Below are 12,024 nucleotides of genomic sequence, written 5' to 3'. Positions count from 1 at the left end.
CGGTGGTGATGCAAAGGCTGAAGCGGGCCGCCGCGCGGCCCAGTCTGGCAAACCGGGCCGGATGCGTTGGCCGTGCCCGGTTCGTGGTCTCGCATGGTGCGGTCAGGCGTCCGTGCCGCCCTGGGCGGCCAGCGCGGTTTCGAGCGCCTTGATGCGGTCGCGCAGCTTGTCGAGGTTGCGCACGAGCGCGGCGCTCTTGTTCCATTCGCCGTGGTCGACGGCCGGGAACGCGCTCGTGTAGATGCCTGCCTTCGGCAGCGACTTCGACACGCCCGAATTCGCGGTGATGATGACATAGTCGCCAAGCGTCACGTGGCCGGCGATCCCGGCCGCGCCGCCGATCATGCAGTGGCGGCCGATCGTCGTGCTGCCCGCGATGCCCGCCTTGCCGGCGATCACCGTGTAGGCGCCGATCCGGCAGTTGTGGGCGATCTGCACCTGGTTGTCGATCTTCACGCATTCCTCGATGACGGTGTCCGCCATCGCGCCGCGATCGATCGTCGTGTTCGCGCCGATCTCGACGTCCGGGCCGACCGACACGCCGCCGACCTGCGGAATCTTGACCCAGCTGCCGGTGCGCGCCTCGCCGTCGCCGACGAAATCCGGCGCGAAGCCGAACCCGTCGGAACCGATCACGGCACCCGAATGAATGATCGCGCGCGGGCCGATCTTGCAGCCGTGGTACACCGATGCGTTCGGATACAGGTGCGAACCCGCGCCGATCGTCGTGCCGCGCCCCACGAACACGTTCGCGTCGAGCTGCACGCCGTCCTCGATCACCGCGCCGGCCTCGATCGTCACGTGCGGACCGATCACCGCGCTCGCGGCCACCTGCGCGGCCGGATCGATCGTCGCGCTCGGATGCACGCCGGCCGCGCGCGGCGGCGTGGCGAGATCGATGAACATCTGCGCGACGCGTGCGAAGTACGCGTACGGATTCGGCGTCACGATGAAATTGCGGGAGCCGGCCGTCCGGCCATCAGCGGCCGCGCCCAGCTTTTCGAGATCCTTCGGCGCGATCAGCACCGCGCCGGCGCGGGTCGTCTCGACCTGCGACAGGTACTTCGGATTCGCGAGAAACGCGAGTTGCTGAGGGCCTGCCTGGTCAAGCGGCGCGAGGCCGCCCACCTTGCACTGGGCGTCGCCGACGATCTCGCCGCCGAACCGCTTTACGAGTGCCTCAAGCGTCAATGCCATTCGTCGTCTGCTCCGTTCAGTTCGTCGAGCCGGACGCGAGCGCCTTGAGCACCTTGTCGGTGATGTCGATGCGCGGGCTGACGTACACGGCTTCCTGCACGATCAGGTCGTAATTCTGCTGCTCGGCAATCTGCTTGATGACCTTGTTCGCACGCTCCAGCACCGCCGCGAGTTCCTCGTTGCGGCGCTGGTTCAGGTCCTCGCGAAACTCGCGCTGCTTGCGCTGGAAGTCAGTATCGAGCTGCGCGAGATCGCGCTGCTTCTGTGCGCGATCGGCCGCCGACAGCGACGGGCCGTTCTTGTCCAGCGAATCGGACATCGACTTCAGACGCGCGGCGAGGTCCTGCAGATCCTTGTCGCGCTTCGCGAACTCGGCTTCGAGCTTCGTCTGCGCCGCCTTGGCGGGCGCGGACTCGCGCAGGATCCGATCCGAATTGACCGCCGCGATGCGGGCGACGTCCTGAGCATGTGCCGTCGCCGCGCCCAAGGCCAGCGCAACGGTCAGCGCACACATCACTCGTTTCGAAAACTTACCGGTTAGCAAAATTACCCTCTCGTTGCTGTTGTCATGCGTTCGATCAGAACGCCGTCCCGATCTGGAACTGGAATTTCTGGTACTGGTCGCCTTCATGCTTCTGCAGCGGGAAGCCGAGGCTCAGCTTCAGCGGGCCGATCGGCGAGATCCACGCGAGACCCACACCGTAGCCGTAACGCAGGCCGTTCGCGCCGGTACTCGTGCCGCCCGGCGCGTTGCCCCACACGTTGCCGCCGTCGAGGAACGTGAACACGCGCAGCGTGCGGTCGTAGCCGGTACCCGGCAGCGGGAACGTCAGCTCGATGTTGCCGACCAACATCTTCGAACCGCCGATCGGGTCGTTCGTCTTCGTGTCGCGCGGGCCCAGCGAGCTCGGCTCGTAGCCACGCACGGAGCCGATACCGCCCGCGTAGTAGTTCTTGAAGATCGGGTACGGGTTGCCGATACCGTTGCCGTAGCCGCCTTGCAGGTTCAGGCCCAGGATGAAGCCGCGCGAGAACGAATAGTAGTACTGCGCCTGCAGGTCGGCCTTGTAGTACTGGATCTTGCCGACCGGCACGCCGTATTCGACGTTCGCCTGCGTGAAGTAGCCGCGGCTCGGGATCAGCGCGCTGTCACGCGCGTCGCGCGACCACGCGACCGTCAGCGGCACCGTGTTCGACACGCGGCCGAACTCGTTCACGTAATCCTGGTAGCTCTGCGGCGTGTTCGAGTCGACGTCGAGACGGTTCTGCTCGAAGCCCGCGCCGAAGTAGACCGTGTCGACTTCCGAGAACGGAATGCCGAACTTCAGGTTGCCGCCCGCGCTGATGATCCGGAAGCTCGAGCTCGTCGAATAGTAGAGCGGCTGGTACGTGCGGTAGTAGACATCCGTGATCCGCTTGATGCCGTCGACCGTGAAGTACGGGTCGACCTGCGTGACGGTCAGCGTGCGGTAGCTCTTCGCGGTGTTGACGTTCACCGACAGGCTCGTGCCCGAGCCGAACACGTTGTCCTGCGACACGCCGGCCGACAGCACCACCTTATCCGTCGACGAGAAGCCCGCGCCCAGCGTGATCGCGCCGGTCGGCTTTTCATCGACCTTCACGTTCACGTCGACCTGGTCGTTCGTGCCTTCGACGGGCACCGTCGTCACGTCGACGTTGGTGAAGTAGCCGAGACGGTTCACGCGGTCCTTCGACAGCGCGAGGCGGTTCGAATCGAACCACGAGCTTTCGAGCTGGCGCATTTCGCGGCGCACGACTTCGTCACGCGTACGCGTGTTGCCGACCACGTTGATGCGGCGCACGTACACGCGGCGGCTCGGATCGACGACGAGATTCAGGTTCACCTTGTGGTTTGCCTGGTCGATGTCCGGCTGCGCGTTGACGGTCGCGAACGCATAGCCGTATTCGCCGAGCTTGTCGACGATCGACTTCGTCGTTTGCTGCAGCTTTTCGGCCGAGAAGCGATCGCCCGGCTTGATCTTGATCAGCTTGTTCAGTTCGGCTTCGCGGTCGAGCAGGTTGCCGGACAGCTTGATGCCCGACACCGTGTACGGCTCGCCTTCGTGCAGCGTGACCGTCAGGTACATGTCCTTCTTGTCGGGCGAGATCGACACCTGGGTCGACTCGATGTTGAACTCGAGGTAGCCGCGGTTCAGGTAGTACGAGCGCACGGCCTCGAGGTCGCCCGTGAGCTTTTCCTTCGAGTACAGGTCGTTCTTCGTGTACCAGGAGAACCAGTTCGGCGTCGACAGCTGCATCTCGTCGCGCAGCGCGCTCGTGCTGAACGCCTTGTTGCCGATGAAGTTGATCTGGCGGATCTTCGCGCTCGGGCCTTCGGCGACCGCGAACAGGATCGACACGCGGTTCGCGTCGACCGGCGTGACCGTCGTCTTGACCTCGGCCGCATAGAAGCCGCGCGTCAGGTACTGACGCTTGAGCTCCTGCTCCGCCTTGTCGACGAGCGCCTTGTCGTAGTAGCGGCCGTCGGCCAGACCCACCGCGCGCAGCGCCTTCGTCAGGTTGTCCTTGTCGAATTCCTTCGTGCCGGTGAAGTCGATCGACGCGATGGCCGGACGCTCCTGCACCTGCACGATCACGACGTTGCCCTGGGTGGCAATGCGCACGTCGTTGAAGAAACCCGTGGCGTACAGCGCGCGGATTGCTTCGGATGCCTTGTCGTCGGTGAAGGTATCGCCCTGCTTGATCGGCAGGTAGGCGAACACCGAACCCGCTTCGACGCGCTGCAACCCCTCGATCTTGATGTCTTGCACCACGAACGGTGCCGCTGCATGCGCCGCGAGGCCGTGCGCGGCGAGCGCGGCCGCTGCAACTGTCTTAGGTACAAAGCGATGAGGTTTGAACAACGTGCATCCCCAATATTTAGCTGCATCAAATCAGGCGGCGGCCGACTGGCCGCCGCCTGACGCTTCAGAAATGGATTAACCGAGCCAGGTCGTTGAACAGCGCGATCGCCGACAACGCGACGATGCAGATCAACCCGGCTCTTTGCAGAATCAGCTGCCAGCGCTCCGAGACGGCTTTCCCGGTCGCGGCTTCAACCAGATAATATAACAGATGCCCCCCGTCCAAAACGGGAATCGGCAGCAAGTTCAGCACCCCGAGGCTAATGCTGACAAGGGCGAGGAACGACAGGAAGGCCGACGGACCGAGCCGCGCGCTCTTGCCGGCGTAGTCGGCGATCGTCACCGGGCCGGACAGATTCTTCAGCGACGCATCGCCCGTGATCATCCGTCCGAACATCTTCAGCGAGTAAACCGCGATGTCCCACGTGCGGTGCGCGCCGAGCCGCAGACTCTCGATCGGCCCATAGCGCACGTCGACCGACGGCGTGTGCATCGACAGCGCCGCGCCGATGCGGCCGATCTGCTGCCCCGTTTCATCGTCGCGCTGCGCTTGCGGCACGATCGACACCGTCCGGGTGGCGCCGCCACGCTCGACCCGCAGTTCGACCGCCTGGCCCGCATGGTGCTTCACCGCGTCGATGAAGCGCGACGCGCCGCCGATCGGATTGCCGTCGAGCGCCAGCAGCTTGTCGCCGGCCTTCAGGCCCGCCTGCTCGGCCGCGCTGCCGGGCTGCACCGACGCCACCGACAGCGTGCCGCCGCCGGTCTCGAAGCCCAGGTGCATCATGAAATCGTCGTCGAGCTGGCTTTCGGGAACATTGCGCAGGTCGACGCGGAAGTCGAACGTCGACGCGCCGCCGTCGCGCGCGCCGAGCACGACCTCGCGATGATCGAACGCGGCGGACAGCAGCTTCCAGCGCAGGTCCGACCACGAGCGCACAGGCACGGCCTCGCCACCTTGCGCGTCACCTACGCGCGCGTCGCGGATCGACACGATCGTCTCGCCGCCGTCGAAGCCCGCGTGGGCCGCCACCGTGCCGGCGGCCGGCGGCGCGAGCACCGCGGCCGGCTCGGTCACGCCGGTTGCGAATACGACGGAAAACAGGACGATTGCCAACAGGAAGTTCGCGATCGGGCCGGCGGCGACGATTGCGATGCGCTTGAACACCGATTGCCGGTTGAACGCCTGATCGAGTTCCTCGGGCTTGACGCCCGCCCCCGGCTCGCGCTCGTCGAGCATCTTCACGTAACCGCCGAGCGGCAACGCCGAGAGCGTCCATTCGGTGCCCGTCCTGCGGCTGACCCAGCGCGCGACGGGCTGGCCGAAACCGATCGAGAAACGCAGCACCTTCACGCCGCACCAGCGCGCGACGCGATAATGTCCGTACTCATGCACGACGACCAGCACCCCGATCGCCACCGCAAACGCGATCAGTTCGACCAGCACGTTCATGAGCACCTCATTCAGACAGCGCGCTCCACGCGTGGCGCAGGCGCTTTCGCAATGATCTCGGCGGCGAGGCGGCGTGCCTCGGCGTCCGCCGCAAGGACGTCTTCGAGCCCGTTCGGGTTACGGTTCGGCAGTGCGTTGAGCACCGCATCGACCGTCGCCGCGATCGCCATGAAGCCGATCCGGCGCTCGAGAAATGCTTCGACCGCGATTTCGTTCGCCGCGTTCAACGCGGCGCTCGCGATACCGCCCTCCTCAAGCGCCTTCAGCGCGAGCGCGAGGCACGGGAAGCGCGTGTAGTCGGGCTTCTCGAACGACAGCTGCGCGATCTGCGCGAGGTCGAGCTGGTCGACACCGGCGTCGACGCGCTCCGGGAACGCGAGCGCGTGCGCGATCGGCGTGCGCATGTCGGGGTTGCCGAGCTGCGCGAGCACCGAGCCGTCGCGGTACGACACGAGCGAATGGATCACGCTCTGCGGGTGGATCAGCACGTCGATCCGGTCGCCGGGCAGGCCGAAGATCCAGTGCGCCTCGATGACTTCGAGGCCCTTGTTCATCATCGTCGCGGAATCGACGGAAATCTTGCGGCCCATCACCCAGTTCGGGTGCTTGCATGCTTCGTCCGGCGTCACGTCGACGAGCGTGGCCGGCTCACGCGTACGGAACGGGCCGCCCGACGCGGTCAGGATGATCTTCGAGATCCCGCCGTGCTCGTTCTCGTCGCGCGGCATGCACTGGAAGATCGCGTTGTGTTCGCTGTCGACCGGCAGCAGGATCGCGCCATGGTCGCGCACGGCGTCCATGAAGATCGCGCCCGACATCACGAGCGATTCCTTGTTCGCGAGCAGGATGCGCTTGCCGGCGCGCGCGGCCGCGAGGCTCGGCGCGAGGCCGGCCGCGCCGACGATCGCGGCGACGACCGTATCGCAGCCATCGCTCTTCGACACGTCGACGAGCGCCTGCGGCCCGTACAGCACCGTGGTCTTGCTGCCCGCCGCGCGCAATTTCGCCTCGACGTGCGCGGCCGTGCTCGCATCGCCGACCACCGCGATTTCGGGTGCGAAGCGCAGGCACTGCTCGACGAGCTTGTCGCCGTTGCGGTGCGCGGTCAACGCGTAGACCGAGAAACGCTCGGGATGGCGGGCGACCACGTCGAGCGTGCTGTCTCCGATCGAGCCCGTGGAACCGAGCAGTGTCAGACGTTTTTGCATAGCAGAAATAGTGGTTTAACCAAGCAGCAGCATTGCGAGCGGCAGCACCGGCAGCAGCGCGTCGACGCGGTCGAGCACGCCACCGTGACCGGGCAGCAGGCCGCTCGAATCCTTCACGCCCGCCTGACGCTTGAGCAGCGACTCGAACAGGTCGCCGATCACGCTGTAGACGACCAGCAGCGTCAGCGCGGCCCACGCACCGGGCATCCCGTAGCGCGCGGCGAATGCGGAAAACAGGGTCGGCTCGAACCAGTGCGCGGCCATCGCGATACCCGCGACGACCATCACGACGAGCCAGCCGCCGATCGCGCCTTCCCAGCTCTTGCCAGGACTGATCGTAACGGCCAGTTTACGCTTTCCGAAGGCCTTGCCCGCGAAATATGCGCCGATATCGGCCAGCCAGACGACCAGAAGCAGCGACAGCACGAACGCAACGCCCTGCGCGCGCGCCGCGACGACCGCATGCCAGCAGGCTGCGAACACCACGAGCCCGGCGGCGAGCAGGAACGGCCGCCACACGCCGCCCGCGAGCTCCGGCTTGCGCCGCAGCGAGAACGGGCCGACCAGCAGCCAGAACACGCCGGCCGCCATGAAAAGGGGACGGGACGAAGTGGCTTCGACGCCGAGCGGCGCGGTCGCCGCGAGCGCCAGCGCCGCGACGATCGCGTAGACGACCGAGCCGGTCGCGCCGAGCTTGAGCAGGCGCGCCCACTCCCACGCGGCGAACACGAGCACGACGCCGATCAGCGCGCCGAACGCGGCGAGCGGCGCGAACAGCGTCACCGGCAGCAACACTGCCAGCATCACGACCGCCGTGATCACACGGGTCTTCAGCATGAAAGGGAATCGGCGTTCTGCGATTGGGGTTCGAGCTGCGCGCTGGTGCGCCCGAAACGGCGCTCGCGCTCGGTATACGACGCGATCGCGTCGGCCAGCGCCGCGCCGTCGAAGTCCGGCCAGTATTTGTCGGTGAAATAGAATTCGGCGTATGCGAGCTGCCACAGCAGGAAATTGCTGACGCGTTGCTCTCCGCCGGTGCGGATGAAGAGATCGGGCTCCGGCGCATAGGCCATCGCCAGGTGCGGCGCGAACGCGTCTTCGGTCACGTCGACCTCGCGTCCCTCGCGCACGGCCTGCTCGACGAGTTTCTTCGTCGCCTGCAGGATGTCCCAGCGGCCGCCGTAGTTCGCGGCGATCGTCAGGGTGAGACGGGTGTTGCGCGCCGTCTTGGTTTCGGCACGGCGGATCAGTTCGCGGATGCGCGGCTCGAAGCGCTCGAGATCGCCCACCACCCGCAGGCGGATCCCGTTCGCATGCAGCTTGCCGATCTCGCGCTCGAGCGCGGTGATGAACAGCCGCATCAGGAACGACACTTCGTCGTTCGGCCGGCGCCAGTTTTCCGAACTGAACGCGAACAGCGTCAGATATTCGACGCCGGCGCGCGCGCAGCCTTCGACCACCGCCCGCACGGCATCCACGCCGCGGGTGTGCCCCGCGACGCGCGGCAAGCGGCGTTCGGTCGCCCAACGGCCGTTGCCGTCCATGATGATCGCGATATGACGCGGCACGGCGCCGACGTCAGGCACGCGAACGGTAGAGCTGGTATAGGTCATGGCCGTTGAGACAGTAATGCGGGAAGAAGGCGGCGCGCGAGGACGGTCGTCAAACCGTCATGATCTCGGCTTCCTTGCTCTGCACGAGCTTGTCGACTTCGGCAACGTGCTTGTCGGTCAGCTTCTGCACGTCGTCGCTCGCACGGCGCTCGTCGTCTTCCGAGATTTCCTTGTCCTTCACGAGCTTCTTGAGCGCTTCGTTCGCGTCGCGGCGCAGGTTACGGATCGCAACCTTGGCCGTTTCGCCTTCGCTCTTGACAACCTTGGTCAGCTCGCGGCGGCGCTCTTCCGTCAGCGCGGGCATCGGCACGCGGATCAGGTCGCCGGCCGTCGCCGGGTTCAGGCCGAGATCGGCTTCGCGGATGGCCTTCTCGACCTTCGCGACCATGTTCTTTTCCCACGGCTGCACGCCGATCGTGCGTGCGTCGACGAGCGTCAGGTTCGCAACCTGCGAGATCGGCACCATCGAACCGTAGTAGTCGACCTGCACGTGATCGAGCAGACCGGTATGCGCACGGCCCGTACGGATCTTCGCCAGATCGTTCTTGAACGCTTCGATCGAGCGCTGCATCTTCTGCTCTACGCCCTTCTTGACATCAGCGACACTCATTTCAACCTCCAAACCTTCCAACCTTCAAAGAACGCGGGCCCCGCCCGGCGCGCCACGCACCGCGGCCGGCGACCCACGCCGCTTGCCCGCATCCGCGGGAGTTTACACGTGGACGAGCGTACCTTCGTCCTCGCCCAGCACGATACGCTTGAGCGCGCCGGGCTTGTTGATCGAAAACACGCGGATCGGCAGCTTCTGGTCGCGGCACAGCGCGAAGGCCGTCGCGTCCATCACCTGCAGATTGCGGCTGATCGCCTCGTCGAAGCTGATCGTCGTGTAGCGCGTGGCCGACGGATCCTTCTTCGGATCGGCAGAATATACGCCGTCGACCTTGGTCGCCTTCAGTACGACCTCGGCGCCCACTTCCGAACCGCGCAGCGCGGCGGCCGTGTCCGTCGTGAAGAACGGGTTACCCGTGCCGGCCGCGAAGATCACGACCTTGCCTTCCTCGAGCTGGCGGATCGCGCGGGGCCGGATGTACGGCTCGACGACCTGGTCCATGCGCAGCGCGGACTGCACGCGCGCGACGATGCCGGCGTGGCGCATCGCATCCTGCAGCGCCAGCGCGTTCATCATCGTCGCCAGCATCCCCATGTAGTCGGCCGTCGCGCGGTCCATGCCGGCCGCACCACCCGCGACACCGCGGAAAATGTTACCGCCGCCGATCACGACCGCGAGCTGCGTGCCGAGACCCACGACTTCGGCGATATCCGCCACCATCCGCTCGATCGTCGCGCGATTGATGCCGAAGGCATCGTCGCCCATCAGCGCTTCGCCGGAGAGTTTGAGGAGGACGCGTTTATAGGCATTGGACATAGGGGCTTCCGAGCGACGAGAGGATGACAACCACGAACTGTAGGGGCGAAATACTGATTCGGGCAAGCGCCGACGGTCGGACGGGGGTTCCCGGCCGGCCGGCGGCGCCGCCGGGGCCGCGGCGGAGCGGACGCCCGCCGCGGATACTGCCTGACTGCTTACTGCTGCTTTGCTGCTGCGACTTGCGCGGCCACTTCGGCGGCGAAGTCGTCCTGGCGCTTCTCGATGCCTTCGCCGACGACGAACAGCGCGAACTTCTGCACTGCCGCATTCACTGCCTTCAGCATCTGCTCGATCGTCTGCTTGTCGTTCTTCACGAACGTCTGGTTCAGCAGCGACACTTCCTTCAGGTACTTCTGGACGCTGCCGTCGACCATCTTCGCGACGATTTCAGCCGGCTTGCCCGATTCGGCAGCCTTCTGCTCGGCGACACGGCGCTCCGTCTCGATCAGCTCCGCCGGCACGTCGGCCGACGACAGCGCGACCGGCTTCATCGCGGCGATGTGCATCGCGACGTCCTTGCCGACCTGCTCTTCCGCACCCGTGTACTCGACGATCACGCCGATACGCGCGCCGTGCAGGTACGTTGCGATCTTGTTCGCGGTTTCGAAACGGACGAAACGGCGGATCGACACGTTCTCGCCGATCTTGCCGATCAGGGCCAGACGCACTGCGTCGACCGTCGAGCCGTCGAGCGGCAGTGCCGACAGCGCTGCCACGTCGGCCGGGTTTTGCGTCGCGACGAGTTCCGCGACCGTCTTCGAGAATGCGAGGAAGTCGTCGTTCTTCGCGACGAAGTCGGTTTCGCAGTTCAATTCGACCAGCGCGCCCGCGTTGCCGCCGACGAACGATGCGACGACGCCTTCGGCCGTCACGCGCGATGCCGCCTTGCTCGCTTTGTTGCCGAGCTTCACGCGCAGCAGCTCTTCAGCCTTGGCCAGATCGCCGTCGGCTTCCGTCAGCGCCTTCTTGCACTCCATCATCGGTGCGTCGGTCTTTGCGCGCAGTTCTGCCACCATGCTTGCGGTAATTGCCGCCATCATTCGCTCCTTGAGTCTGTATTCACAACGCCGCCCGCTTGGACGCGAACGGCCGAAAATCGTTTCCGGACCCGCGCCGATTCGGCGCGATCAGGTCCGGCGCACAAGCTTAAAAAAAGGGGGCCTGTTGAGAGCCCCCTTTTTGCGCCGGCTCGGGGCCAGTTACGCGTTTTCCTCGACGTACTCGTCGTCGCCACGCGCTGCCTGGACTACTTCGTTGACCGCGTTCGCACGGCCTTCCAGGATCGCGTCGGCCACGCCTTCGGCGTACAGCGCGACTGCCTTGCTCGAGTCGTCGTTACCCGGGATCACGTAATCCACACCTTCCGGCGAGTGGTTCGTATCGACCACGGCGATGACCGGCACGCCCAGCTTGTTCGCTTCCGTCACGGCAATCTTGTGGTAGCCGACGTCGACGACGAAGATTGCGTCCGGAATGCCGCCCATGTCCTTCACGCCGCCGATCGACTTCTGCAGCTTGGCGATTTCGCGTTCGAACAGCAGCGCTTCCTTCTTGCTCATCTTCTCGAGCTCGCCTGCCTCGACTGCCGCTTCCATGTCCTTCAGGCGCTTGATCGAAACCTTCAGCGTCTTGAAGTTGGTCATCATGCCGCCGAGCCAGCGTGCGTTGACGTACGGCATGCCCGCGCGCTGCGCTTCCTGGGCGATCGTGTCACGCGACTGACGCTTCGTGCCGACGAACAGGATCGTGCCGCGGTTCGCTGCCAGCTGGCGCACGTACTTCTGTGCGTCCGTGAACATCGGCAGCGTCTTTTCGAGGTTGATGATGTGAATCTTGTTGCGGTGACCGAAAATGAACGGAGCCATCTTCGGGTTCCAGAAACGGGTCTGGTGACCGAAGTGGACACCCGCTTCCAGCATTTGGCGCATCGTGACTGCCATGTAAATTCTCCACGAGGGTTGGGTCTTAAGCCGGCTGCCGTACCGCCGCGCGAACGCGCCCCGAAGGACCCTCGTTCCGCGCGGCCGGCACCCTGGTTGCGCCGGCTTGCGATTCGGCACGTGCGAAAATGCCCGTGCCGCAAGCCTTTCATTGCCATGCCGCCCTGCACCGCCCGATGACGGACATGTTCGGCATTTGGATGTCGACTTAGCCAGAGAGTATAGCACGCCGATTTGTCGGCTCTCAAGTCGCCCGGCACTTTCGCTTGCCGCGCGGCAGTCGGCCGGACAATCCGCGA

General features: G+C 65.5%; 11 protein-coding genes. All 11 read right to left on the bottom strand.

The genetic code is table 11. The annotated features are described in order from the left end of the window. Window positions 1–102: 102 nt before the first annotated feature. The 11 genes from lpxD to rpsB all read right to left on the bottom strand — a co-directional run bounded on the left by lpxD (window position 103) and on the right by rpsB (window position 11,725). On the bottom strand, window positions 103–1,197 hold the full coding sequence (gene lpxD, locus ACV22V_RS04765; protein ID WP_059691996.1) for a UDP-3-O-(3-hydroxymyristoyl)glucosamine N-acyltransferase: 1,095 nt from the start codon (window positions 1,195–1,197) through the stop codon (window positions 103–105). Window positions 1,198–1,213: 16 nt separating this feature from the next. Further along, window positions 1,214–1,711 (bottom strand): OmpH family outer membrane protein, encoded by a 498-nt coding sequence (locus ACV22V_RS04760; RefSeq protein ID WP_059529330.1) that lies wholly within the window; start codon window positions 1,709–1,711, stop codon window positions 1,214–1,216. Window positions 1,712–1,775: 64 nt separating this feature from the next. Continuing rightward, complete coding sequence (bamA, locus tag ACV22V_RS04755; protein ID WP_059691997.1) at window positions 1,776–4,082, bottom strand: outer membrane protein assembly factor BamA; 2,307 nt, start codon at window positions 4,080–4,082, stop codon at window positions 1,776–1,778. 64 nt (window positions 4,083–4,146) lie between these two features. After that, window positions 4,147–5,535: an RIP metalloprotease RseP gene (gene rseP, locus ACV22V_RS04750; protein WP_448013153.1), complete on the bottom strand. Its 1,389-nt coding sequence runs from the start codon at window positions 5,533–5,535 to the stop codon at window positions 4,147–4,149. 11 nt (window positions 5,536–5,546) lie between these two features. Beyond that, window positions 5,547–6,743 (bottom strand): 1-deoxy-D-xylulose-5-phosphate reductoisomerase, encoded by a 1,197-nt coding sequence (locus tag ACV22V_RS04745; protein WP_059529323.1) that lies wholly within the window; start codon window positions 6,741–6,743, stop codon window positions 5,547–5,549. A 15-nt stretch (window positions 6,744–6,758) separates the two neighbouring features. After that, a complete protein-coding gene (locus ACV22V_RS04740; RefSeq protein WP_448013152.1) occupies window positions 6,759–7,580 on the bottom strand; it encodes a phosphatidate cytidylyltransferase in 822 nt (273 codons plus the stop codon). Continuing rightward, window positions 7,574–8,356, bottom strand: a complete 783-nt coding sequence (uppS, locus tag ACV22V_RS04735) for a polyprenyl diphosphate synthase (RefSeq protein ID WP_006758563.1) — start codon at window positions 8,354–8,356, stop codon at window positions 7,574–7,576. The genes ACV22V_RS04740 and uppS overlap by 7 nt, the downstream gene beginning before the upstream one ends. Before the next feature lie 49 nt (window positions 8,357–8,405). Then, window positions 8,406–8,966 carry a ribosome recycling factor gene (gene frr, locus ACV22V_RS04730; RefSeq protein WP_006752152.1) on the bottom strand — a complete coding sequence of 187 codons (561 nt, stop codon included), beginning with the start codon at window positions 8,964–8,966 and terminating at the stop codon, window positions 8,406–8,408. Window positions 8,967–9,068: 102 nt separating this feature from the next. Continuing rightward, on the bottom strand, window positions 9,069–9,782 hold the full coding sequence (gene pyrH / locus ACV22V_RS04725; RefSeq protein WP_011885142.1) for a UMP kinase: 714 nt from the start codon (window positions 9,780–9,782) through the stop codon (window positions 9,069–9,071). 158 nt (window positions 9,783–9,940) lie between these two features. Beyond that, on the bottom strand, window positions 9,941–10,822 hold the full coding sequence (gene tsf / locus ACV22V_RS04720) for a translation elongation factor Ts (protein ID WP_448013151.1): 882 nt from the start codon (window positions 10,820–10,822) through the stop codon (window positions 9,941–9,943). A 162-nt stretch (window positions 10,823–10,984) separates the two neighbouring features. Further along, on the bottom strand, window positions 10,985–11,725 hold the full coding sequence (gene rpsB / locus ACV22V_RS04715; RefSeq protein WP_006483818.1) for a 30S ribosomal protein S2: 741 nt from the start codon (window positions 11,723–11,725) through the stop codon (window positions 10,985–10,987). Between the last annotated feature and the right edge of the window lie 299 nt (window positions 11,726–12,024).

This window comes from Burkholderia sp. AW33-5, from assembly GCF_053427615.1.
Note: the sequence above shows the minus strand (reverse complement) of the source record. Positions and strands in the feature narration are given on the sequence as shown.

Bases quoted from the DNA above. Each gene is read 5' to 3' on its own strand.
- tsf (WP_448013151.1), bottom strand. From the start codon at position 10,822: ATGGCGGCAATTACCGCAAGCATGGTGGCAGAACTGCGCGCAAAGACC.
- ACV22V_RS04740 (WP_448013152.1), bottom strand. From the start codon at position 7,580: ATGCTGAAGACCCGTGTGATCACGGCGGTCGTGATGCTGGCAGTGTTG.
- ACV22V_RS04745 (WP_059529323.1), bottom strand. From the start codon at position 6,743: ATGCAAAAACGTCTGACACTGCTCGGTTCCACGGGCTCGATCGGAGAC.
- uppS (WP_006758563.1), bottom strand. From the start codon at position 8,356: ATGACCTATACCAGCTCTACCGTTCGCGTGCCTGACGTCGGCGCCGTG.
- rpsB (WP_006483818.1), bottom strand. From the start codon at position 11,725: ATGGCAGTCACGATGCGCCAAATGCTGGAAGCGGGTGTCCACTTCGGT.
- pyrH (WP_011885142.1), bottom strand. From the start codon at position 9,782: ATGTCCAATGCCTATAAACGCGTCCTCCTCAAACTCTCCGGCGAAGCG.
- lpxD (WP_059691996.1), bottom strand. From the start codon at position 1,197: ATGGCATTGACGCTTGAGGCACTCGTAAAGCGGTTCGGCGGCGAGATC.
- rseP (WP_448013153.1), bottom strand. From the start codon at position 5,535: ATGAACGTGCTGGTCGAACTGATCGCGTTTGCGGTGGCGATCGGGGTG.
- ACV22V_RS04760 (WP_059529330.1), bottom strand. From the start codon at position 1,711: ATGTGTGCGCTGACCGTTGCGCTGGCCTTGGGCGCGGCGACGGCACAT.
- frr (WP_006752152.1), bottom strand. From the start codon at position 8,966: ATGAGTGTCGCTGATGTCAAGAAGGGCGTAGAGCAGAAGATGCAGCGC.